Genomic DNA, 21280 nt, shown 5'->3' with positions numbered 1-21280 from the left:
CACAGGGCAGACTTCAGCATCCTCTGATGCCTCGCCGCCATGCCGATCCAGTTGCTGTGGGGCGATGATTCCGCGGCACTGGAGCGGGCCATTCAAGCCGTGATCGACAGCGCGCTCGATCCGGCCTGGGCCAGCGTGAATCTGAGCCGACTGGATGGCAGCGAAAGCGGGCAGGCCCGGCAGGCCCTGGAAGAAGCGCGCACACCGCCGTTCGGCAGCGGAGCGCGGGTGGTGCTGCTGCAGCGCTCACCTTTCTGCAATGGCTGCCCCAGTGAGCTGGCCGATCGCTTTGAAGCCTCCATCGACGCCATTCCCGACAGCACCGAGCTGCTGCTCTGCAACCCCAACAAACCCGATGGCCGGCTGCGCACCACCAAGGCCCTGCAGAAACGGGTGAAGGCAGGGCAGGCCAAAGAACTGAGCTTCAAGCTGCCGGCGGTGTGGGATGGCGCCGGGCAGCGCCAGTTGGTGGAGCGCACCGCCAGCGAGCTCAAGCTGAGCCTGGAGCCCAAGGCGGTGGACGCCCTGATCGATGCCATCGGCAGCGATAGCGCCCGGCTGGCGATGGAACTGCAAAAACTGGCCCTGCATGCGGAAAGCACAGGCAGCCCACACATCAGTGCCACGGCGGTGCAGAGCCTGATCGATGGGCTCAGTACCAATGCCCTGCAGGTGGGCGATGCCCTGCTCGCCGGCGACCCCGGAGAAGCGATCGCCCTGCTGGATGCCCTGTTCGATGGCGGCGAACCGGCCCTGCGCATCGTGGCCACCCTTACCGGACAAATCCGCGGCTGGCTCTGGGTGCTGCTGCTCGAGCAGCAGGGGGAACGGGATGTGGCCGTGATCGCCAAGGCAGCCGGCATCGGCAACCCCAAGCGGATCTACGTGATGCGCAAACAACTGCAAGGCCGCAGCCCAGAGCGCTGCCTCAACCTGCTTGGCCGGCTGCTGGATGTGGAAGCAGCGCTCAAACGCGGCGCCCAACCCGGCGATGCCTTCCGTGACGGCCTGCTGGGATGAACCGGCCAGCCAACCGCCACGGTGAGACAATCACCTGCGACATGAGGCGGCGTGGATGGCCCTGCTGGTGCAGAAGTTCGGCGGCACCTCCGTTGGCAGCGTGGAGCGCATTCAGGCTGTGGCCCGGCGCATCGCCGCCTGCAAGGAGGACGGCAACGACCTGGTGATCGTGGTGTCGGCCATGGGCCACACCACCGATGAACTCACCGCCAAAGCCCGCGCCATCAGCAGCAACCCGCCCCAGCGGGAGATGGACATGCTGCTGGCCACTGGCGAGCAGGTGTCCATCGCCCTGCTCTCGATGGCCCTGCATGCCCTGGGCGTACCAGCGATCTCGATGACCGGCGCCCAGGTGGGCATCGTCACCGAATCAGCCCACGGCCGTGCCCGCATCCTCGATGTGCGCACCGACCGCCTGCGCAGCCGCCTGGCTGAAGGGCAGGTGGTGGTGGTGGCCGGCTTCCAGGGCACCAGCCAGAGCAGCGGCGGCACAGCTGAGATCACCACCCTGGGCCGTGGAGGCTCGGACACCTCAGCGGTGGCCCTGGCGGCAGCCCTCGGCGCCGATGCCTGCGAGATCTACACCGATGTGCCCGGAGTGCTCACCACCGATCCGCGCAAGGTGGCCGATGCCCAGCTGATGCCGGAGGTGAGCTGCGATGAAATGCTCGAGCTGGCCAGCCTCGGCGCCGCCGTGCTCCATCCCCGCGCCGTGGAGATCGCCCGCAACTACGGCGTCACCATGGTGGTGCGCTCCAGCTGGAGCGAGGACGCCGGCACCACGCTCACCAGCCGCAGTGCCCGGCCCATCGGCCGCGACGGCTTAGAGCTGGGCCGGCCCGTCGATGGCGTCGAACTGGTGGAAGGGCAGGCGGTGCTGGCGCTCTCCCACGTGTCAGATCAACCGGGCGTTGCCGCCCAGTTGTTTGAAAGCCTCTCCGCCGGGGGGGTGAATGTGGATCTGATCATCCAGTCCACCCACGAGGGCAACAGCAACGACATCACCTTCACCGTGGCCGAATCCGAGCTGGAGAAGGCCCGCCGCATCTGCGCCGACCAGCTGCAGACCCTGGGCGGTGAGCTGGTGGCGGAAGCCGGCATGAGCAAGCTCAGCATCAGCGGCGCGGGGATCATGGGCCGCCCCGGCATCGCCGCCGGCCTATTCCAGACCCTCTCGCGGGTGGGCATCAACCTGCGCCTGATCGCCACCAGCGAAGTGAAGGTGAGTTGCGTGGTGGAGGCATCCGCCGGTTCCAAGGCCTTGCAGGCCACCCAGGACGCCTTCGAGCTCGCGAGTGATCTGATCAGCCTCAACCCCCTGCCCAGCGGCGAAGGCGAACCGGAAGTGCGCGGTGTGGCGCTCGACCGGGATCAGGCCCAGATGAGCGTGCGCCACGTGCCCGACAAACCCGGCACGGCCGGTGCCCTCTGCAACGCCCTGGCCGATGCGGGCATCAGCCTCGATGGCATCGTGCAGTCGGAGCGGCAGCATGCCGACGGCAGCCGCGACATCAGCTTCACGCTCAAACGCGACGACCGCGCCGCCGCCGATCGCGCCCTCTCCCACCTGCTGGCCCAATGGCCCGGCGCCCTGCTTGAGGATGGACCCGCCATTGCCCGCGTCAGCGCCGTGGGTGCGGGCATGCCAGCAACGGCCGGCACCGCTGGGCGCATGTTCCGCTACCTGGCCGACGCCGGCGTGAACATCGAGATGATCGCCACCAGCGAAATCCGCACCAGCTGTGTGGTGGCCGAAAGCGATGGCATCGCCGCCCTGCAAGCCGTGCACGCCGGTTTCCAGCTGGGCGGCAGCACCCGCCATCAGGCGCAGGGAACGGAATCGCCGAACGCTTAAGAACTCAGACAAAACTCTTAACTACTTAGATAAAAATCCCGTGAGATACCTTGTCCCAAGCCCAGACCGATACGGACGATTTGGACATCAAACACACTCAATCCTGTCGGCCCTGCTCCTCGCCTATCTCTCGGATAGCAAGGTAGTTCATCCCAGATATATGTATTTTGCAGAAAAATGGAACAGTGTCGTTGACTGGAGCAGAAGCAGATTTGCAACAAAAGAAATCCCAGATAAGCCTCTGCACATCAACTATTTACAATTCAGCACCAAGCCCGATGAACACGGCAATACAAAAAGTCGCTTTAACAGCGCAAAAGCCATCAATGCCGCTCTTCAATCAATCAACAATACAAAAGACAATAGTTTGATTTTTCTACCATTCGACCAACCAACAGGGCTGCTAACAAAACTGTTGGATCTTCATGAAGTCAGGCAAGACTTTAGAAATTTGTTCATTGACAAGAATTTCAAAAGACCCAGCGATCGCTATGCTTGCATTCACATCAGGAGAGGCGATTGCACCCAAGAAAGGCATCCCCAGTGGTTCGTTGACGATGCTTTTTACATTAAACTAATTACGCTACTCCTGAAGGATTTACCAGCTGATTACGAAATTCAAATCTGCACCCAAGGTTCTAGCGAATGGATAATACAAAAATTTAAAGATGCATCTTTTAATGGTCGCCTAAAAATCAATACAACCGACCAACTCTTTATCAATGACGCAGAAATCAACGATTTCTTATTGATGAAAAATGCAGATATATTGTTCTGCGCCGGTTCATCTTTTTCATATGTAGCAGCATATGCTGGGAATCACAAATTAGTGTTTGACGTCGAAAAAGGCATTAGCTTAATGCTAAATGAATGCATTAATCTCAGCACAATGCATGAGGAGTGGAGCTGTGTAGTAGAATTGATTAAGAAAGAAATTGCAAAATTCAAATAAGAATACATTGTTCAAATAACAAAATCATTTTACTCGCCATTTCGACCACGACAGATTGGGTGTGTTCGCACTAGTAAACTGGTTCCTCGAAGTTGAGCTTCTTAAAATATCCACCTCATCTTCAGCGCCAGCTGATCAAAGAACTGGGACTTCAGCACGTTACAAAAAGCGCCAATAAGAGACGCAGTAAAGATATAAAAAACTGACAATTAATCCTAGAAAAATATTCAAGTAAAATGAATACTGTACCAAGAAAAGTTATATTATACATTAACTAAAGGCACTAATCCAATCCATTTAAGTAATAAGATACAAATTCTTCTCGAAACGGCTGAAGCAGACTTGCATGAATAGCTCCACCAATATGCGTGAAGGGCAAAGACATATGATTCCCCAGCAAAGCAATTATTTTAAATCACTTGACTTCAAAGCACGCTATGCTAAAATTTAATTTAAGAATTTCTCAAAAATGAGTTTAAAAATTCTAGCTTCTGCGTTAAAATTGTATAAAATAGTGTTATTCCGCGAATCTCGGACAAGGATTTAAAATGAATTTAAATAAAATTTTCTACAATAATTTTCTAGAATCAGGAAATTTAGCAGTTTATGATATATTTTCAACTAATTTTCAGTATATTGTCTCCGGAAAACCCAAAAATACGAGCATAAACGCTGGAATTGTGATTCAAGGAGGTGTTGCAGATAGCTTTACATTGGAACTGGTAAAACTTGCAGTCCGCAGGTATAAGCTAACATATTCAACGTGCAAAATAATTATCAGCACATGGGATAATATCAATGAAGAAATTAAAGAATCATTAATAGCTGCAACGCATGAACATAAGGATGTTTTTTTAATATTGAATCAAATGCCCGAGTATACAGGACCCAACAATGGTAATTTGCAAATTGTTAGTACCATTAATGGGGCAAGATTTGCAAAAAATCTAGGTGTTGAATATGTCTTAAAAACACGAACTGATCAAATATTCGGTGAATTCTTGTTCCTTGATCAACTATTATCATTACATAGATCTTTTAAGGCAAGACTACCAAAATCACAGAAGGGGAGAATAGTTGTAGGCTCAATGGGGACATTCCGAGCAAGGCCCTTCTGTGTAAGTGATTTCTTTTCATTCGGCTTTACAGATGATATAATCTTAATGTGGGATTTAAAACTCGACGATCCAAATCAAACACCAAGAGACATCATTATTAGACATAGATCAATTAATGATGAGCTCCCATTTACTGAACATGATCTAGAGCATTTTAGATTTGTCACTTCGAGCTCAAGAGCCGGAGAAGGTTATTTTGCAAGCAACATATTATACAAATCAGGGCGCAATTACAGCTATGATTGGAAAGATAGCGAGGAATTTATCGCAAGTTGTTTTATTGTTGCTGATACTTCCAGTCTAGCTCTAATATGGCCTAAATATGGAATGACTAGCTCATTTAGTAAATATAAATCAGGGCATGCATGGGGAACAACATTTGAAAAATCAACATATGGGATGTCAGAAATTAATTTCTGCAAATGGTTAGAGTTTTATATGGAATTAACCGATCACAATCCGAATAAGAAATAAGTAGATTATAAAGCCATAGTTCATCTTCAATAAGCACTAAATTACTGGTTGAAGATTCTTACAGAAAATCAGGTCTGAAATGTCTCCTTGTTTAAGCATAAACTTTTAAAGATGCTCTTTAATAACTACTTGCATAAAAAGGAGGTTATCCCATTTCCCTTACTGATACAAAAGCATGATATTGCAGGTGCGAATTCAAGGAATACAACCTCTACTCTTGCAATAGATTTAGCTAATTTGATCATTAATTGCATCAAGAGCGGTATGCAAAATACTATTACTATAACTTAAATGGCAGCCATCCTGAAATATACCCGGCTTAGGCGTCAAGTCTTGTGTTATTAATTCATTAAATATTGATGCATAGTAAATATTATTATTTAATGCCCTAGTTTTTAACCCATCGGCCCATAATTGCGAAATATAATTACGATATTGTGTGTCAGCGTATCTTGGATATGTGCGATCATCTCCTGTTGAATCTGAACTAGGATGCCCCCCCCAAGCAATAGGCTTGTAGCCTAAGTTTTTCAACGCCATCAGAACATTAAAAAAACGATTTAAACAATTATCGACAATTACTTCTATTTTTTTATCTTGCAAGTGGGCTTGTCGTGGTAAGTGTAATCTGCAATCAACTTCACCCACAGGTATCAACAAACAGTCATTATGTTTTACATTATTCAATTCAAGCATCGTAAGGAGTAAAGGTAGGTGCTTAATGCCAAATTTATAGGCAGTTGTTGGACCAATTGAACATGACTGGATCTTTAAATCATGCTCTTTTGATATAAAGAACTTAGGCGACCATCCGAAGTGACCAGGGTGTGTAAAAGTGAAAAAATGAGCATGGCTATTGCCAACAACGTAAAGGTTTTTCATGTCTATTTTTATCCACAAGGCATTTCAATTTAACATGCAATAAATAATGGGACTAGATAAGAAGCCTTTATTGTTTTGAGAGTATTCTAGCCAATAACTAATACATCAATCACGTGGTGTCATCTATTGGAGAAGCTTTGGTTGTATTCTAGTGTATCTAAAATTTCAGAAATTAGATAATAAACAAATACACAGCGTAGTCCGTTGCTAAAATGATTGTCTCTGAGCACCATTTCCACAATAAGACTAAATACTGTCAATTCAGGCCGATCTGTTATTGACTTACGATGCACGAGGCCATATAATTAAATTGTATAATAACTATGAAATGAAAATTGATCATATTTTAGCGCATAGGGGTATTTTTTCAAGCGTGGCTGATCCAAACTCATCGGATGCGTTGACTTTAGCTTTAAATAGTGGCTTCGGCATCGAAACAGATCTACGTGATAACGATGGAAAAGTTGTTGTTTCACATGATCCACCTCGAGCAGGAACAAAACCCCTCACCCTTGAATGGCTTCTCGAGAACGTCGCCCTATCTTCAACAACTAGCCGTATTGCTCTTAATATTAAATCTGACGGACTATCCTCAATGGTTGAATCAGCAATAAAACAAACAAATATACCTATGAGTCGCTTTTTTGTGTTCGACATGTCGATACCAGACAGCCTTTCCTATTTAAACGGAACGATTCCAGTCTATTCACGAATCAGTGATTACGAGCAAATTCCTGCATTTAAAGACAAAGCCAAGGGTATTTGGATTGATAATCTAGACGGAACTTATCCACAGGTAAAAATCGCAAAAGATCTTATTAGTGAAGGCTTTCGGGTCACAATAGTCTCACCAGAATTGCATGATCGTGACCATAAAATTGTTTGGGCTGAAATCCTTGATTGCAAAATCTACCGAAGCCCACTCTTCGAACTCTGCACCGATTTCCCTAGGGAAGCTCAAAAACAATTTTGCTTGGATTAAGGCATTATGATAAAAGCTATTCTATTTGACATGGACGGAGTACTGATTGACGCCAGGAATTGGCACTATGACGCTCTTAATCGTGCTCTCGAACTTTTTGGATACACTATCAGCCCTGAAAGCCATTTATCTACATTTGACGGACTTCCAACAAGAGAAAAACTGAAGATTCTCTCGAAGACAAGAGGCTTACCAGAGGGTCTGCACGAATTTCTCAATACACTCAAGCAAACCTTTACTCTGGAAATCAGTTATCAACACTGCAAACCAAAATTCAATCACCAATACGCACTTAAGAATTTAAAAGCAGATGGCTATCAAATTGCGGTTTGCTCAAACTCTATCCGTAAAACAATTGAGACAATGATGGATCTTGCCTCACTGTCTGATAATCTTGACATGATTGTCTCTAATCAAGATGTTAAAAATGGAAAACCTGATCCTGAAATGTACCTTAAAGCTATGGCATCTCTCGAAGTTGACCCTTGTGAATGTTTAATTCTTGAGGATAATCCCCACGGTATTCAAGCCGCGATTGCATCAGGTGGTCACCTACTTAAAGTTGCCACGCCTGATGAAGTATCATATCAAGCAATTCAAAGGCGAATCCTTGAGATTGAGGAATTTTAATCTTATGCAGATTCTCATACCTATTGCTGGTTATTCGGCTTTTTTCCCAAAGGAAGAATTTTATTTCCCAAAGCCACTTATCGAGGTTTCGGGAAGTCCAATGATTGAAGTTGTGGTTAAACAACTCCAAGTTCAATTCAAGGATGCGTCCTTTATTTTTGTTATTGATCAAGATGATGCCCGCACTTTCTCTCTAGATCGTACCCTTAGGCTTCTTACAAACAAGGATACAAAAATAATAGAAAAAGCTGGCGCCACTTCTGGTGCGCTCTGCTCTTGCTTATTAGGAATTGATGCGCTGGATGATAAAAAACCCTTAATTATAGTCAATGGAGATCAGTTAATTGAAGGCGAATTGCAAGATACTGTTAATAAATTTGTTGCCAGTAATTGCTCGGCCGGAGTGCTTACATTCGAGTCTCTTCATCCTAGATGGTCCTATGTTGTAGAAAGTAAAGATGGAGAAGTTGAGCAAGCCTGTGAAAAGAAAGTTGCTTCACGTAATGCCATTGCTGGTTTCTACTACTTCAAGAAGGCTTCCATTTTCTGTGACGCGGCAAAAAAAGCTATTTTAAATAATGCCCAAACGGATGGAATGTACTTTATTTCTTCAACGATTAATGAAGTTATTCTTACAGGTGAACATGTTATTCATCAACGCATTAATAGTCAGAGATTTCATTCTTTTTACTCTCCTTCTAAAATAGCAGAATTTGAGAAGCAAGTCAATGCAAAGGTGCTAGGAAGTAATCCCAAAAACAAAAAAGTAGTCAATTTAATAATTCCAGCAGCTGGCGAAGGAAGTAGATTTGCCAAAGAAGGATGGAAAAAGCCAAAACCATTCATTGATGTTGAAGGTCGTTTAATGGTTGAGCGAGTCATTGATAATGTCACCCCAAATGATGCTGAAGTCACAATACTTCTTCGGCAAGATCATCTTAGTGCTCACCCAGAAGTTGCTTCTAAGCTAAACAAAAGTGGCCATCAAATTACTTCTGTATCCCAACTAACAGAGGGTACGGCCTCAACTGTATTACTAGCGAGAAAGATTTACGACAATGATAATCCAATGATTGTGGCAAATTCAGATCAATTAGTCCAGTTTGATATCAATAATTTTATAAGAGATTGCTTTGAGCGCAAGCTAGATGGTTCTATTTTGGTTTTTCGTGATCCATCTATGAACCCCAAGTGGTCATTTGCCAGAGTTAATGAGAGTGGCTTGGTAACCGAAGTTGCTGAAAAAGAACCAATTTCAAATTTAGCAACAATTGGAATTTATCTATTTTCAAAGGGTAAAGATTTTATAGTTGCAGCATTAGACATGATATTGGCGAACGATCGTGTAAATGGTGAATTTTATACATGCCCTGTTTACAACTATATGATTAAAAATGGTGCCCGAATTGGCATTTATGAAGTGCCCATGAATTCTATGTCAGGTCTAGGAACTCCTGACGATCTGAGCGGATATCTACTAAAACGTGGTTCCTCACCATCGCTTGATGCTCCGGATAAGTAACAATGCATGTAATTGTCCCTCTTGCTGGACCCGACTTCATTCGAGAAGACGGAAATATAAAAGCATTATCATCTTTTGAAAACCAACCACTCCTTCAATATGTACTTAATTCAAGGCCTTGGGCTTCAAAAGTTGAATTATATACATTTATACTTTATGATTGCAGTCAAACGAGGTGCTTTGTAGCAAATCACCTAAGCAATTGGTTCCAAAACTTTTCTATTGTATACATTACAAACTTTAGCCGAGGCGCTGCCATTAGTGCTCTTGCAGGAATATCCTTAATAAGGGATTTTAATAAACATATAATAATCGATTTAGCCGATATTGTGTACAAAAGCAACGTCAATGTTGAGGAGATCTTTCAGTCTAATTCAGTAATCGGCGGAATTGCGCTAGTATTTGATTCTCGTAATCCGCAATACAGCTACCTAGCAACCGATTACAAAGGAATTGTGACTGAAGCTGTAGAAAAAGTTGCTATCTCCAACAATGCCTCTGCAGGTACCTATATCTTCAGAAATTCCGCCACTGTTTTAAATTCTCTAGCTCATGCAATTGAAAATGAAGCCAGTCAAACTTATAATAATTTATTCTATGTATGCCCACTTTTTAACGGTGTTCTTGCACAAAAGAAGCGAGTTGTCCTTGAACATGTCTCTAAAGTAATTGATATAAAAAATTAGACATAGTCCAATAAATACTAGCAAATACTTAATGCTAATAAAAATGATTACTATACGTTTCCTGGCAAGCCACTAAATCACTGCATAGATCTCGACAACAAGAATGATTTTCAACCCGTCAACCGCGTAACCCTTGAGTGCAGAAGACCAGTTCGCGTCATTAAGGCGTTAAGGAATAGCTAAAAAAATTAGCCCACCAGCTTCTGGCGTAGCTGCTTGATACGGTCGCGCAGATTGGCCGCTTCCTCGAAATCGAGCTTCTTGGCTGCCTCCTTCATCTTCAGCTCCAGCTGATCGATCAGCTCCGGCAAGGCATCCAGGGCCATGCCATCGGCATCGTCCTCCAGGGCCTCCACCGCCTTACCGGCCACCTTCACCAGATCGGCATCGGGTCCGTCGGTTTTGAGCTTGCGGCTCAGTTCAAGGAAGCTCAGGATCGAATTGCTGGCTTTCTTGCCCGCAGCCGTAGGCCATGCCTTCGGCTATATCAACTTCAAGTCCACGGTTCAGGACTAAGCGCCACACCCCATGCGACTGTTCTTCATCGTTGGAGCCCAGAAGTCCGGCACCACCTGGCTGCAGCGCAGTCTCAACAGTGTGGCAGGGGTGCATTGCCTCGGCGAAGGGCATTTCATCGACAAGTTGATGCTGCCGTTCACCGCCACCCTGCGGGAATACAACACCCTGATGGAGCTCGTCGCCGAGCGAGTTTACGAGGGTCAGGGCTATTACGACCCGATCAAAGATGTGGAATTTCGCAGCGTGATGCGCGGGTGGATCCTGCAGCGCATGGTGAACAGCACCAAGGTTGATCACACCACAATCACCGCCATCGGCGACAAAACCCCGGCCCACAGTTTTCATATCGACAGCCTCCGGTTTCTGTTTCCAGAAGCCCGCTTCATTCACATGCTGCGGGATGGACGGGATGTGACCGTTTCGGCCTTTCACCACAAAGAACGGGTGTTGCGCAAGCTGGGGCAGAACGATCCCAACGCAGATCTGAACCAGGAAGCCGCGGCCTTGCTGCACAAATGGGCTGAGTTCACCCGCGCTGTGCTCAAAGCAGACGCCAACGGCCACCCCATTCACACTGTGCGTTATGAAGCCATGCTGGCGGACCCCACCGCTACCCTGCTCGCCTGCCTGCAGCACATCGTTCCCGACCACAGCTGGGATCAGGCCATGGTGCAAACCGCTGTTGATGCCAACAGTTTTCGCCAAAAAAGCGGCCGCGATCCTGGCCAAGCCAGCAGCACGAGCTTTCTGCGCAAAGGAACCGCCGGTAGCTGGCGAGAAGAGCTGGATCCAGCGGCGCTGAGCCGGTTCGCACCAGAAGATCAAACACTGCTCAACCAACTGGGCTACAGCGACTGACGCAGCCCCAACAGCGGCCTAGTGCGACCCAACCAGCTTCTGGCGCAGCTGCTTGATGCGGTCGCGCAGGTTGGCCGCTTCCTCGAAATCGAGCTTCTTGGCCGCCTCCTTCATCTTCAGCTCCAGCTGATCGATCAGCTCCGGCAAGGCATCCAGAGCCATGCCATCGGCATCGTCCTCCAGGGCCTCCACCGCCTTACCGGCCACCTGCACCAGATCGGCATCGGGTCCGTCGGTTTTGAGCTTGCGGCTCAGTTCAAGGAAGCTCAGGATCGAATTGCTGGCTTTCTTGCCCGCAGCCGTCGGCACAATGCCGTGCTTCTCGTTATAGGCCTGCTGGATCGTGCGTCGGCGCTCGGTTTCGCTGATCGCCTTGGCCATCGAATCGGTGAGGTTGTCGCCATAGAGCAACGCCACACCCTCCACATGGCGCGCCGCCCGGCCGATGGTCTGAATCAACGACCGTTCCGCCCGCAAAAAACCCTCTTTATCCGCATCCAGAATCGCCACCAGGCTCACTTCCGGGAGGTCCAAACCCTCCCGCAGCAGGTTCACCCCCACCAGTACGTCGTATTCACCCAGCCGCAGGTCCTGGATGATCTCGATGCGCTCGATCGAATGAATCTCTGAGTGCAAATAGCGCACCCGCACCTCGTTCTCCGCCAGGTAATCGGTGAGGTCTTCCGCCATCCGCTTGGTGAGGGTGGTGACCAGCACCCGCTGATTCTTGGCCGCTCGGTCGCGGATTTCACCCAGCAGATCATCCACCTGCCCCGTCGTCGGCCGCACCTCCACGATCGGATCGAGCACCCCAGTCGGGCGGATCACCTGCTGGGCTACCTCGTCGCCGCTCACCTCTAGCTCCCAGTTCCCCGGTGTGGCGCTCACAAACACGGTCTGGTGGGCTTTGGTCCAGAACTCCTCTCCCTTCAACGGCCTGTTGTCCGCTGCGCTGGGCAAGCGGAAGCCATGGTCGATTAACACCTTCTTGCGGGCCTGGTCGCCGTTGTACATCGCTTGCAGCTGGGAGCAGGTCACATGGCTCTCATCCACGATCAGCAGCCAATCGTCGGGGAAGTAATCAATCAGGCATTCCGGCGCTGAACCCGGCTCACGTCCGGCCAGATGGCGGGCGTAGTTCTCCACTCCGTTGCAGTAGCCCACCTGTCCCAGCATCTCCAGGTCGTACTTGGTGCGCTGCTCCAGTCGTTGTGCCTCCAGCAACTTGCCTTCGGTATTTAAAAAATCCAGCCGTTCATTGAGCTCCGAGCGGATCGCCTGCACCGCCGTGTCCAAGCGGTCTTTGGGGGTCACGAAGTGTTTGGCCGGATAAATGTTGATCGTCTCCAGGCTCTGCAGGATCTCGCCGGTGGTGGGGTCCACGTAGCGGATCGCTTCCACCTCATCGCCGAACAGCTCCACCCGCACCAGCCGGTCTTCATAGGCGGGGCCGATCTCCAGCACATCGCCCTTCATGCGGAAGCGACCGCGGGCAATCTCGGTGTCATTGCGGCTGTACTGGTTGTTCACCAGCTCCCGCAACTGACCGCGGATGTTTAACGTCTCCCCCACCTCAAACTTCACCGCAGCCTTGAGGTATTCGCTCGGGATGCCGAGGCCGTAGATGCAGCTGATCGAAGCCACCACGATCACATCGCGCCGTTCAAACAACGAGCGCGTCGCCGAGTGGCGCAGCATGTCGATCTCTTCATTGATCGACGCTGTTTTGGCGATGTAGGTATCGCTCACCGGAACGTAGGCCTCCGGCTGGTAGTAGTCGTAGTAGGAGATGAAGTATTCGACGGCGTTGTGCGGGAAGAACTCCCGCAACTCATTGCAGAGCTGGGCCGCCAGGGTTTTGTTATGGGCCAACACCAGTGCCGGCCGACCGGTCTGGGCGATCACGTTGGCCATCGTGAACGTCTTGCCCGTGCCCGTGGCGCCCAGCAGAGTCTGATACCGCTCACCGCCATTCACCCCCGCCACCAACTGCTTGATCGCCGTCGGCTGATCACCCTTGGGTGTGTAGGGAGCAGTGAGGTCGAAGGCGGGCATGGTCCTTGCGCGTGTCGCCCGGAATGGCCAACTACCTTACGAAGATTGCTGCGGGCGCGGAGTCTGACGCAACAGCTCCAGCACGTAACCCGCCCGGTTCTGATAGCGATAGGCCTCGGCTTCCTGCACCGCTCCGAAGCGCTTCACCGCCTCCGCCGGCACCGGCCAACCCAGAGGAGGCACCCCCCGGAGATCCCCCTGCAGGTGCTGCAGCACATGGATGAATTCGTGGCTGATCAGCATGCAGCGCACCGCAGCGCTCATCGGCCGCTGGCGCAGGGTGATCCGCCCCAGCCGTCCAGGTTCGGCCCGATAGGTGGCGTCCTTTCCGGGAAGCTCCGGTTCCCCGGCCACCACCGTGATCCCTAGCCGGGCACCCTCCTTCAGGAGCTGTTGATCAAGCCCGGGATCCTGCTCACAGCTGGGGAACTGCCCGCTGGGCTTCTGCCGGTAATCCGGACGCTGTTGCTGAGCCTGAGCCTGGGTTGGCAGGGCGGGCGGCTCGGATTGCACCGACAGCCGCCAACTGCCGATCAGCAGCACCCCCAGAGGGAACAGCAAAGGCAGAAACCTACGCACCAGGCCCCAACAGAGCACGCACCGCCACAGTGCCGATCAGGCTGTACACCCCAGCGCCGAGCAGGGCACTGAAGAACCCGCGCTTAAGCGTGAACCCATCGATCAGCCGACTCGCCAGGGCAAACAGGATCGTGGCAATCAACCAGTTGAACAGGAACGACACCGGGAAGATCAAACCGCCCAAGGACGTCACCAGCCACACCGGCCCCAACAGCAGTTTCAAGGGCAGGATCAGCAACGTGCCCAGCAAACCGATCAGCACGGCGGCCCACAACGCTGTGCCGAAATTGGCCACCTCAACCCCGAGAGGCAGGGCCGCCACCACCAGCAGCACCACCGCTCGGACGGGCCATTGCAGCAGCCAGGCAAGGGTTCCCATACAACATGGATTGATCAGAGTTTCAACCTAGAAACCCTCGCCCGCGCTGCCAAGGGCATGGATCACACGCGGCTGGTCACGGTGCTGGCGCTGAGCGCCTCACGCAGGCTGCGCACCACGGCCACCATCGCCAGCTCATCACTGAGCCGATTCACCGCCGAGCCCACACCCACGCCGGAAGCACCAGCGGCGATGGCCATGGGCAGGGTGACGGCCGACAGACCGGAGGCGCAGAGCACCGGCGCATGCAGACCGGCCTGCTGCAAGGCGGCGCTGATGCTGTGGGCAGCGGCCAGGGTGGGGGCGGCCTTTTCGATCAGGCCGAGGCTGCCGGCACTGAAGGGCTTGGCGCTGGTGCCGCCTTCGGTTTGGATCAGATCAGCGCCAGCGGCCACCAGGTCCACCGCCAGCAGCTCCTGCTGGTCCATCGGCAGGGTGTGGGGCACCGTCACGCTCATCACCACCTCGGGAAGCAGGGCGCGGGTGCGGCGGGTGAGCTCCAGCACCTCCTCGGCACCGAAAATCCGGCCCTGGGGATAGAAGGCGTCGTAATTGCCGATCTCCACCATCGCCGCGCCGGCAGCCACGGCTGCCGGGAACTGCTCGGGCTCCACCGACGACACGCACACCGGCACACCACCGGAGACTTCCAGCGCCAGCGCCACCAGCTCAGGGTCACAGGCCACATCAATCAGATCGGCCCCGCCCAGCCCCGCGGCGCGGGACACGCGTGCCACCGAGGCCGCATCGAAGTTCATCAGGCCAGCGATCACCTTGAGCGTGGACCGCTGGTCCAGGCTGCGGCGAAGAGCGGCAGGCAGCAGTGAAAGGCGAGTCATCCAGCTGAATGATCAGATTCGAGCATTCTCCCACCGCGTGTGCGGGCAGGATCAGAGGGCCACTCCTCCAGCCCGATGACCGCCAGCGAGCCCTGGCTGCACTGGCACGACCGGCTGCATCGCCAGCTGCTGCAGACGCCCACCCTGCTGCCCCAGGGCACCACCCTGCTGCTGGCGCTGTCCGGCGGGCAGGACTCCATGGCCCTGCTGGGGCTGCTGCGCGATCTGCAAAAGCACCACTACTGGACCCTGCGGCTCTGGCATGGCGACCACGGCTGGCATCCAGGCTCAGCCGCCGTTGCTGAAGCCCTGGCCCAATGGTGTGACCAGCAAGCTCTGCCTCTGCGGGTGAGCCGCAGCACGGCTGCGATCACCGGCAGTGAAGCCGCAGCACGCACCTGGCGCTACAGCGAACTCAGTCGGTACGCCCAGCAGCTGAATCAGGCCGGCGCAGCAGGCAACGCCTGCACGGTGCTCACCGCCCACACCGCCAGCGACCGGGCCGAGACCCTGCTGATGCAGCTCAGCCGCGGCACGGATCTGGCGGGCCTGGGCAGCCTGCGCCAGAGCCGGCCCTTGCAGGCCGATGCCAACGAGGGCCCCCGGCTGGTGAGGCCCCTGCTCGATTTCACCAGGGATGAAACTGCCTCGATCTGCCAAGACCTGCATTTGCCGGTCTGGCACGACCCCAGCAACAGCGATCCGCGCATCGAACGCAACCGCATCCGTCAGGAGGTGCTGCCCGTGCTCGAGTCCCTTCATGCCGGTTGCAGCCGGCGCATGGCCCTGCTCAGCGAACGGATCTCCCAGGTGCACGACAGCCAAAACGCCCTAGTGGATCTGAGCCTGCAGAGCCTCCAAACGCCCGGCAACGGGCTGCAACGCCCTGCTTTGCAAGCTCTGGCTCTGGATCCCAGGCGCACCCTGCTGCAACGCTGGCTGCAGCAACAGGGTGTCCAGCCCCTAAACGCCCGCCAGCTGGAAGAGCTCAGCCGCGCCATCGGCCCCCAGCAACCGCCTGGAGAACGTCACCTGGCCGGAGGCCATCGCCTCCACTGGTGCCGGGACTGGGTACAACTAGACCACAGGGGCTGAACAGCGTGGACGGCGATTTTCAGACGCGCTATGTGGCGGCCGAGCAGGCCTACGGAGCCGGTGATTTCGAGGCGGCCCAGACCATCACCAATGCCCTGCTGGCCGAGCTGGAGCCCCTGCCGGAATCCGCTGAGGAACGGGATGCAGCGCTGGCCTGGCAGGCCTTCGTGGCCCTGCTTGCGGGCCACATCCATCTCTATGGCCTGCAGCAACCGGATCAAGCCCATAGGTTTTACAGCCTGGTGCTCAGCAGCCATCCGCCCGACACGCTGCGGCAGCTGGCGGAGCAGGGGCTGGAGCGCCTGGCGGAACAGAACTCCACACCAATGCCGGAGCAGGCTCAGGCCTCGTTGATCAGCGACCCGTTTCTGGTCGCTTCGTCGGAGTCAACGCAGGCAGCGATCCCGCAGGCGCAGACCACGGCCACACCCTGGCTCGACCTGACTCCAGAACCGGTCACCCAGCCAGAGGCAGTGGTTGAGGTGGAAACTCTGTCAGAAAAAACGGGGCTTCAAGCGAGTACTGCGGTCAGCGCAGAGGAAGTGGTCGACCAGAAAGAGACGACCGTGGAGGAAGAACCAATCGCCGAAGAGACATTCGCTGACGCAGCTGCCGACGTTCCAATGCCCAACCTCCCAGACACCAAGAGCAGCCCCCCCGTGCCGGAGGGTCTGCTGCAGAAGCTGAAGGCCGGACGCCTGCGCGTAGATCTCTGAGATCAGGCCGCTGCAGAGCGGCGGCGGCGGGTGCGGCCCGCTGGCATCTCCTGATCGACGGCTGAGGCCGTTGGGGCTGCTGTTGCAGCCGCCGCTGGCGTTGGGGCAGGAGCGGACGCAGGAGCAGCGGACGCTGGCGCGGATGCAGGTGTTGGGGAGGCAGCGGCGGGCTTGGCCACCCGGGCGGGGGCTGCATCGCGGTACCGGCCACCACCGCCACCACCGCCGTTGCGGCCACCACCACCATGGCCACCGCCACCGTGGCGACCGCCGCGGCCGCGAGGTGCCGGACGGTTGTCGGGCTCAGCGTCGGCCCGGCCCTTGTAGACCGGCGTGCCACCAGGAGCCGGCTGCACCAGGCAGAGAATCAGGGGTTCCACCTGCAGTTCACGGCGCATGCGGCGGCTGAGACCCACCTCCACCTCACGCTGCACGCCCATCCAGTCCACCTCGGGCGCCTTGCCGCCGGTGTTGCGGGTGAGCTGCTTCCAGCGGTTCTCCAGCACCCAGTTGATTTCACGCTCGGTCCACAGCGACATCTTGCGGGCATCGGCGGTGGTCACCACACCGCGCAGATTCACCCGAGGGGGGGCCACCATCGCCCCATCGGTGCTGATCGCCGCCAGGATTGTGACGATGCCGTCTTCAGCGAGCTGCTGACGCTCCTTGAGCACCCGGGCATCGACGATGCCATTGCGCGACTGGTCGAGGAGCTCGATGCCGGCCTTCACCGGATCGCCCTTGCGCAGGGAATCTGGCGTGAGTTCCACCACATCACCGTTGTCGATGATCAAAGTGTTGTCTTCCGGCACGCCCATGGAATGACCGGTGCGGGCATGACGCACCAGCATGCGGTGCTCCCCGTGCACGGGTACGAAGAACTTCGGACGGGTGAGCGCCAGCATCAGCTTCTGGTCTTCCTGGAAGCCGTGGCCGGACACGTGGATGCCCTCGCCTTTGCCGTACACCACCTTGGCGCCCAGCATCATCAGCCGGTCGATGGTGTTCACCACCGAGATGGTGTTTCCAGGAATGGGGCTAGCCGAGAAAATGATCGTGTCGGAGCTCTTCACCTTCACCTGGGGGTGATCGCCGCGGGAAATCCGGCTGAGGGCAGCGAGAGGCTCACCCTGGCTGCCGGTCATCAGCAGCAGGGTTTCCCGGTCGGGCACATCGTTGATCTGCTTGATCGGCACAAACAGCTCATCGGGGGCCCGCATGTAGCCCAGCTCGCGGGCCTTGGCGATCACATTCAGCATCGAGCGGCCCAGCAGACCCACCTTGCGGCCGTTCTTGAGCGCAAGCTCAAGAATCATCGACACCCGGTGAATCGAACTGGCGAAGGTGGTCACGATCACCCGACCCTCAGCATCGGCCATGTGGCGATCGAGGTTGGCGAACACGGAGCGTTCCGGAGGGCAGAAGCCGGGAACTTCAGCGTTGGTGGAATCGCTGAACAAACAGAGCACTCCCTGATCTCCGTGGTGAGCCAGGCGCGCCAGGTCGAAGTGCTCCCCATCCACCGGGGTGTGATCGAACTTGAAGTCACCCGTGAAGATGATCGTGCCCACCGGGGTGCTGATCGCCAGCGAGAAGCTGTCGGCCATGGAGTGGGTGTTGCGGATGAACTCCACGGAGAAGTGCTGGCCCACTTTCACCACATCGCGCGGGCCCACGGTCTGCAGGGTGGTGCGGTCGGTGACGCCTGCCTCGTCCATTTTTCCGGTGAGCATCGACAGCGCCAGGCGCGGGCCGTAAATCACCGGGATGTTGAAGTGCTTGAGGTGGTGCGCGATGCCACCGATGTGGTCTTCGTGACCGTGGGTGACGATCATGCCGCGGATGCGTTGCTGGTTCTCGCGCAGAAAGCTCGTGTCCGGCAGTACCACGTTCACACCGTGCATGCCGTCGCTGGGGAAGGCGAGGCCGGCATCCACCAGCATCAGGTCATCGCCGTACTCGAACACGCAGGTGTTCTTGCCGATCTCATGCAGACCCCCGAGCGGAATCACGCGAAGGCAGGGTTGCTTGGCAGTGGCGGTGGAGGCGGTCATGGATTCAGTTCAGAAAAGGGAGGAAATCAATGGAGATGGCGCGCGCAGCGCTGTCAGCAGCCGTGGCGTCAGGTCGGACGCAGGGCAGCGAGGGTGTCGGAGAGGGCAGCGCGCATCGCGGGATCGAGGGGAAGAAGAGGACAACGGGGAGAACCCACCGGCCAGCCGCTCAGCTCGAGCGCGGCTTTCACCGGAATGGGATTGGTGGTGGCGAACAGAGCCTTGAACAGAGGGATCAGTTGTTCGTGATGGCCGAGTGCCACAGCGGGCTGACCACCCAGGTAGGCCTCCACCATGGCGCGCATCCGGCGGCCCACCAGATGACTGGCCACACTCACCACTCCCACGGCACCCACCGACAACATGGGCAACAGCAAACCGTCGTCACCGCTGTAGATCGCCAACTTGGCTCCACAGGCCAGACGCAGAGCCGTGACTTCTTCGGTGGTGCCGCTGGCGGCCTTAAAACTGACAACGTTGCTGCAGTTCATCAAGCGCGCCACGGTGGCCGGGTCCATGGAGCAACCCGTTCGGCCGGGAATGTTGTAAAGCATCAGCGGAAGCTCGGGAGCTGCTTCAGCGATGGCCCGGAAATGAGCCTCCAGGCCCTCCTGGGGAGGCTTGTTGTAATAGGGCACCACCACCAGGGCCCCATCGGCACCGGCCGCGGCGGCCTCGCGGGTGGCCTTCACCGCTTCCTGCGTGCAGTTGCTGCCTGTGCCGGCAAGCACCGGCACCCCGGGGCCGACGGCTTGACGCACGGCTTCCAGCAACTGGACCTGTTCATCCCAGCTGAGTGTGGGGGATTCACCGGTGGTGCCGCACACCACCAACCCGTCGGATCCCTCATCCACTAGATGACGGGCCAGGCGGCCGGCCAAGGCGAGATCCACAGCGCCGTCCGCATCAAACGGAGTGACCATGGCCGTAAGCAAACGGCCAAAGGGGGTGGGAGAGAGTTCTGCAGCAGGGCTCATAACGATTCAGGCGGGGAGCAGCAGTTCGGCGATCTGGATGGCGTTGAGAGCAGCCCCCTTGCGGATCTGATCCCCACAAAGCCAGAACTCAAGAGCCTTGGGCTCACTGATGTCTTCCCGCACACGACCCACCATCACAGGATCGCGGCCGGCCACATCCGTGGGCATCGGGAAACGGTTGGCGGCTGGGTCTTCCATCAGCTGCACCCCCGGAGCTGCAGCGAGCAGATCTCGGGCTTCCTGAACAGGGAAAGGGGCATCGAACTCCACATTCACGGCCTCAGAATGGGCCCGAAGCACAGGCACGCGCACACAGGTGGCCGTAAAGCGCAGATCCGGCAATCCCATGATCTTGCGGGTCTCGTTCACCATCTTCATCTCTTCCTCGCAGTAGCTGTTCGACTGCAGCGGTGAATTGTGAAGAAACAGGTTGAAAGCAAGGGAATGGGGAAGCACCGCAGGAGTGGGTGTCGTCCCAGCGAGCACTTGATGGGAATGCGTCTTCAGCTCTTCCATGGCCTGGGCGCCTGCACCACTGGCGGATTGGTACGTGCTCACCACCACGCGACGCAGCGCCCGTCGGGCCGCCAAAGGGGCCAAAGCCAGAGTGAGCAGGATCGTGGTGCAGTTGGGATTGGCGATCACACCGCGATGCTTGAACGCCTCCTCCGGGTTCACTTCAGGCACCACCAGGGGGACCTCGTCATCCATGCGGAAGGCACTGGAGTTGTCCACCATCACAGCGCCTGCGGCCACGATCGCATCGCGCCACTGCCGTGACACAGAGCCCCCGGCGGAGGCCAGCACCAGATCCACACCCGCAAACGCAGACTCGCTCACCTCCAGAACCGTCAGATCTTGGCCGTTCCAGGTGCAACGGCTTCCTGCGGAGCGGGCTGAGGCCAACAGGCGAAGTTCCTTGACGGGGAAATGGCGCTCCTGCAGGAGTTGCAGCAGTTCCTGCCCCACAGCCCCGCTAGCACCAAGAATGGCCACCGTGAGAGGTCGATTCGGCAGTGAGGCGGCAGTGGACAAGCGGACGCGTATCGAAACAAATAAAACCAGCGGTTCTGCGCTGGGTGATTCAG

At 55.0% G+C, this 21280-nt stretch carries 19 protein-coding genes and 1 pseudogene; 11 read left to right on the top strand and 9 right to left on the bottom strand.

What is annotated here, in order from left to right; all coding sequences use genetic code 11:
- Positions 1-39: 39 nt before the first annotated feature.
- The 4 genes from holA (at position 40) to SynPROS71_RS00415 (ending at position 5419) form a co-directional block, all read left to right on the top strand.
- Positions 40-1020 (top strand): DNA polymerase III subunit delta, encoded by a 981-nt coding sequence (gene holA / locus SynPROS71_RS00430; protein WP_186595923.1) that lies wholly within the window; start codon positions 40-42, stop codon positions 1018-1020.
- Between the two features lie 55 nt (positions 1021-1075).
- On the top strand, positions 1076-2875 hold the full coding sequence (locus SynPROS71_RS00425) for an aspartate kinase (RefSeq protein ID WP_186595921.1): 1800 nt from the start codon (positions 1076-1078) through the stop codon (positions 2873-2875).
- A 160-nt stretch (positions 2876-3035) separates the two neighbouring features.
- Positions 3036-3827 carry a hypothetical protein gene (locus SynPROS71_RS00420; protein WP_186595919.1) on the top strand — a complete coding sequence of 264 codons (792 nt, stop codon included), beginning with the start codon at positions 3036-3038 and terminating at the stop codon, positions 3825-3827.
- Between the two features lie 548 nt (positions 3828-4375).
- Complete coding sequence (locus tag SynPROS71_RS00415) at positions 4376-5419, top strand: WavE lipopolysaccharide synthesis family protein (protein WP_186595918.1); 1044 nt, start codon at positions 4376-4378, stop codon at positions 5417-5419.
- A gap of 228 nt (positions 5420-5647) precedes the next feature.
- Here the strand turns inward: SynPROS71_RS00415 and SynPROS71_RS00410 are convergent, their stop codons facing one another.
- Positions 5648-6301, bottom strand: a complete 654-nt coding sequence (locus SynPROS71_RS00410) for a hypothetical protein (RefSeq protein ID WP_186595917.1) — start codon at positions 6299-6301, stop codon at positions 5648-5650.
- A gap of 277 nt (positions 6302-6578) precedes the next feature.
- Here SynPROS71_RS00410 and SynPROS71_RS00405 point away from each other — a divergent pair, with 277 nt between their 5' ends.
- The 4 genes from SynPROS71_RS00405 to SynPROS71_RS00390 are packed head-to-tail and all read left to right on the top strand — an operon-like array spanning position 6579 to position 10121.
- The gene (locus SynPROS71_RS00405; protein WP_186595916.1) at positions 6579-7283 is read left to right on the top strand and encodes a hypothetical protein; all 705 of its coding nucleotides are present in this window, start codon (positions 6579-6581) and stop codon (positions 7281-7283) included.
- Between the two features lie 6 nt (positions 7284-7289).
- Entirely contained in the window at positions 7290-7913 is a 624-nt protein-coding gene (locus SynPROS71_RS00400; RefSeq protein ID WP_186595915.1) for an HAD family phosphatase, read from the top strand.
- Positions 7914-7917: 4 nt separating this feature from the next.
- The gene (locus tag SynPROS71_RS00395) at positions 7918-9435 is read left to right on the top strand and encodes a glycosyltransferase family 2 protein (RefSeq protein ID WP_186595914.1); all 1518 of its coding nucleotides are present in this window, start codon (positions 7918-7920) and stop codon (positions 9433-9435) included.
- A gap of 2 nt (positions 9436-9437) precedes the next feature.
- Positions 9438-10121, top strand: a complete 684-nt coding sequence (locus SynPROS71_RS00390) for a hypothetical protein (protein ID WP_186595913.1) — start codon at positions 9438-9440, stop codon at positions 10119-10121.
- 188 nt (positions 10122-10309) lie between these two features.
- Here SynPROS71_RS00390 and SynPROS71_RS00385 read toward each other — a convergent pair.
- Positions 10310-10591 (bottom strand): annotated as a pseudogene (locus SynPROS71_RS00385) (UvrB/UvrC motif-containing protein); the annotation flags it as partial.
- A 58-nt stretch (positions 10592-10649) separates the two neighbouring features.
- Between SynPROS71_RS00385 and SynPROS71_RS00380 the strand changes: the two are divergent.
- Entirely contained in the window at positions 10650-11498 is an 849-nt protein-coding gene (locus SynPROS71_RS00380; RefSeq protein ID WP_186595912.1) for a sulfotransferase, read from the top strand.
- 18 nt (positions 11499-11516) lie between these two features.
- Here SynPROS71_RS00380 and uvrB read toward each other — a convergent pair whose 3' ends face one another.
- The 4 genes from uvrB to SynPROS71_RS00360 all read right to left on the bottom strand — a co-directional run bounded on the left by uvrB (position 11517) and on the right by SynPROS71_RS00360 (position 15350).
- Positions 11517-13553, bottom strand: a complete 2037-nt coding sequence (gene uvrB, locus SynPROS71_RS00375) for an excinuclease ABC subunit UvrB (protein ID WP_186595910.1) — start codon at positions 13551-13553, stop codon at positions 11517-11519.
- Positions 13554-13589: 36 nt separating this feature from the next.
- Positions 13590-14132 carry a hypothetical protein gene (locus SynPROS71_RS00370; RefSeq protein ID WP_186595909.1) on the bottom strand — a complete coding sequence of 181 codons (543 nt, stop codon included), beginning with the start codon at positions 14130-14132 and terminating at the stop codon, positions 13590-13592.
- Entirely contained in the window at positions 14125-14511 is a 387-nt protein-coding gene (locus SynPROS71_RS00365) for a phage holin family protein (protein ID WP_186595908.1), read from the bottom strand. The genes SynPROS71_RS00370 and SynPROS71_RS00365 overlap by 8 nt, the downstream gene beginning before the upstream one ends.
- A gap of 62 nt (positions 14512-14573) precedes the next feature.
- Positions 14574-15350 carry a DUF561 domain-containing protein gene (locus tag SynPROS71_RS00360; RefSeq protein WP_186595907.1) on the bottom strand — a complete coding sequence of 259 codons (777 nt, stop codon included), beginning with the start codon at positions 15348-15350 and terminating at the stop codon, positions 14574-14576.
- Positions 15351-15425: 75 nt separating this feature from the next.
- Between SynPROS71_RS00360 and tilS the strand changes: the two genes are divergently transcribed.
- Entirely contained in the window at positions 15426-16445 is a 1020-nt protein-coding gene (gene tilS / locus SynPROS71_RS00355) for a tRNA lysidine(34) synthetase TilS (RefSeq protein ID WP_186595906.1), read from the top strand.
- Between the two features lie 5 nt (positions 16446-16450).
- A complete protein-coding gene (locus SynPROS71_RS00350) occupies positions 16451-17161 on the top strand; it encodes a hypothetical protein (protein ID WP_186595905.1) in 711 nt (236 codons plus the stop codon).
- Between the two features lie 2 nt (positions 17162-17163).
- Here SynPROS71_RS00350 and SynPROS71_RS00345 read toward each other — a convergent pair whose 3' ends face one another.
- The 3 genes from SynPROS71_RS00345 to SynPROS71_RS00335 all read right to left on the bottom strand — a co-directional run bounded on the left by SynPROS71_RS00345 (position 17164) and on the right by SynPROS71_RS00335 (position 21227).
- Positions 17164-19215, bottom strand: coding sequence for a ribonuclease J (locus SynPROS71_RS00345; protein ID WP_186595904.1), 2052 nt, complete (start codon positions 19213-19215; stop codon positions 17164-17166).
- A gap of 68 nt (positions 19216-19283) precedes the next feature.
- Entirely contained in the window at positions 19284-20192 is a 909-nt protein-coding gene (gene dapA, locus SynPROS71_RS00340; protein WP_186595902.1) for a 4-hydroxy-tetrahydrodipicolinate synthase, read from the bottom strand.
- Between the two features lie 6 nt (positions 20193-20198).
- Complete coding sequence (locus SynPROS71_RS00335) at positions 20199-21227, bottom strand: aspartate-semialdehyde dehydrogenase (protein ID WP_186597785.1); 1029 nt, start codon at positions 21225-21227, stop codon at positions 20199-20201.
- Positions 21228-21280: the final 53 nt, after the last annotated feature.

The organism is Synechococcus sp. PROS-7-1, from assembly GCF_014279795.1.
GTDB lineage: Bacteria > Cyanobacteriota > Cyanobacteriia > PCC-6307 > Cyanobiaceae > Synechococcus_C.
The sequence above is the reverse complement of the archived record's forward strand: the minus strand, read 5'-3'. Positions and strand labels throughout refer to the sequence as shown.

Bases quoted from the DNA above. Each gene is read 5' to 3' on its own strand.
- holA (WP_186595923.1), top strand. From the start codon at position 40: ATGCCGATCCAGTTGCTGTGGGGCGATGATTCCGCGGCACTGGAGCGG.
- SynPROS71_RS00425 (WP_186595921.1), top strand. From the start codon at position 1,076: ATGGCCCTGCTGGTGCAGAAGTTCGGCGGCACCTCCGTTGGCAGCGTG.
- SynPROS71_RS00420 (WP_186595919.1), top strand. From the start codon at position 3,036: ATGTATTTTGCAGAAAAATGGAACAGTGTCGTTGACTGGAGCAGAAGC.
- SynPROS71_RS00415 (WP_186595918.1), top strand. From the start codon at position 4,376: ATGAATTTAAATAAAATTTTCTACAATAATTTTCTAGAATCAGGAAAT.
- SynPROS71_RS00410 (WP_186595917.1), bottom strand. From the start codon at position 6,301: ATGAAAAACCTTTACGTTGTTGGCAATAGCCATGCTCATTTTTTCACT.
- SynPROS71_RS00400 (WP_186595915.1), top strand. From the start codon at position 7,290: ATGATAAAAGCTATTCTATTTGACATGGACGGAGTACTGATTGACGCC.
- SynPROS71_RS00395 (WP_186595914.1), top strand. From the start codon at position 7,918: ATGCAGATTCTCATACCTATTGCTGGTTATTCGGCTTTTTTCCCAAAG.
- SynPROS71_RS00390 (WP_186595913.1), top strand. From the start codon at position 9,438: ATGCATGTAATTGTCCCTCTTGCTGGACCCGACTTCATTCGAGAAGAC.
- SynPROS71_RS00380 (WP_186595912.1), top strand. From the start codon at position 10,650: ATGCGACTGTTCTTCATCGTTGGAGCCCAGAAGTCCGGCACCACCTGG.
- uvrB (WP_186595910.1), bottom strand. From the start codon at position 13,553: ATGCCCGCCTTCGACCTCACTGCTCCCTACACACCCAAGGGTGATCAG.
- SynPROS71_RS00365 (WP_186595908.1), bottom strand. From the start codon at position 14,511: ATGGGAACCCTTGCCTGGCTGCTGCAATGGCCCGTCCGAGCGGTGGTG.
- SynPROS71_RS00360 (WP_186595907.1), bottom strand. From the start codon at position 15,350: ATGACTCGCCTTTCACTGCTGCCTGCCGCTCTTCGCCGCAGCCTGGAC.
- tilS (WP_186595906.1), top strand. From the start codon at position 15,426: ATGACCGCCAGCGAGCCCTGGCTGCACTGGCACGACCGGCTGCATCGC.
- SynPROS71_RS00345 (WP_186595904.1), bottom strand. From the start codon at position 19,215: ATGACCGCCTCCACCGCCACTGCCAAGCAACCCTGCCTTCGCGTGATT.
- dapA (WP_186595902.1), bottom strand. From the start codon at position 20,192: ATGAGCCCTGCTGCAGAACTCTCTCCCACCCCCTTTGGCCGTTTGCTT.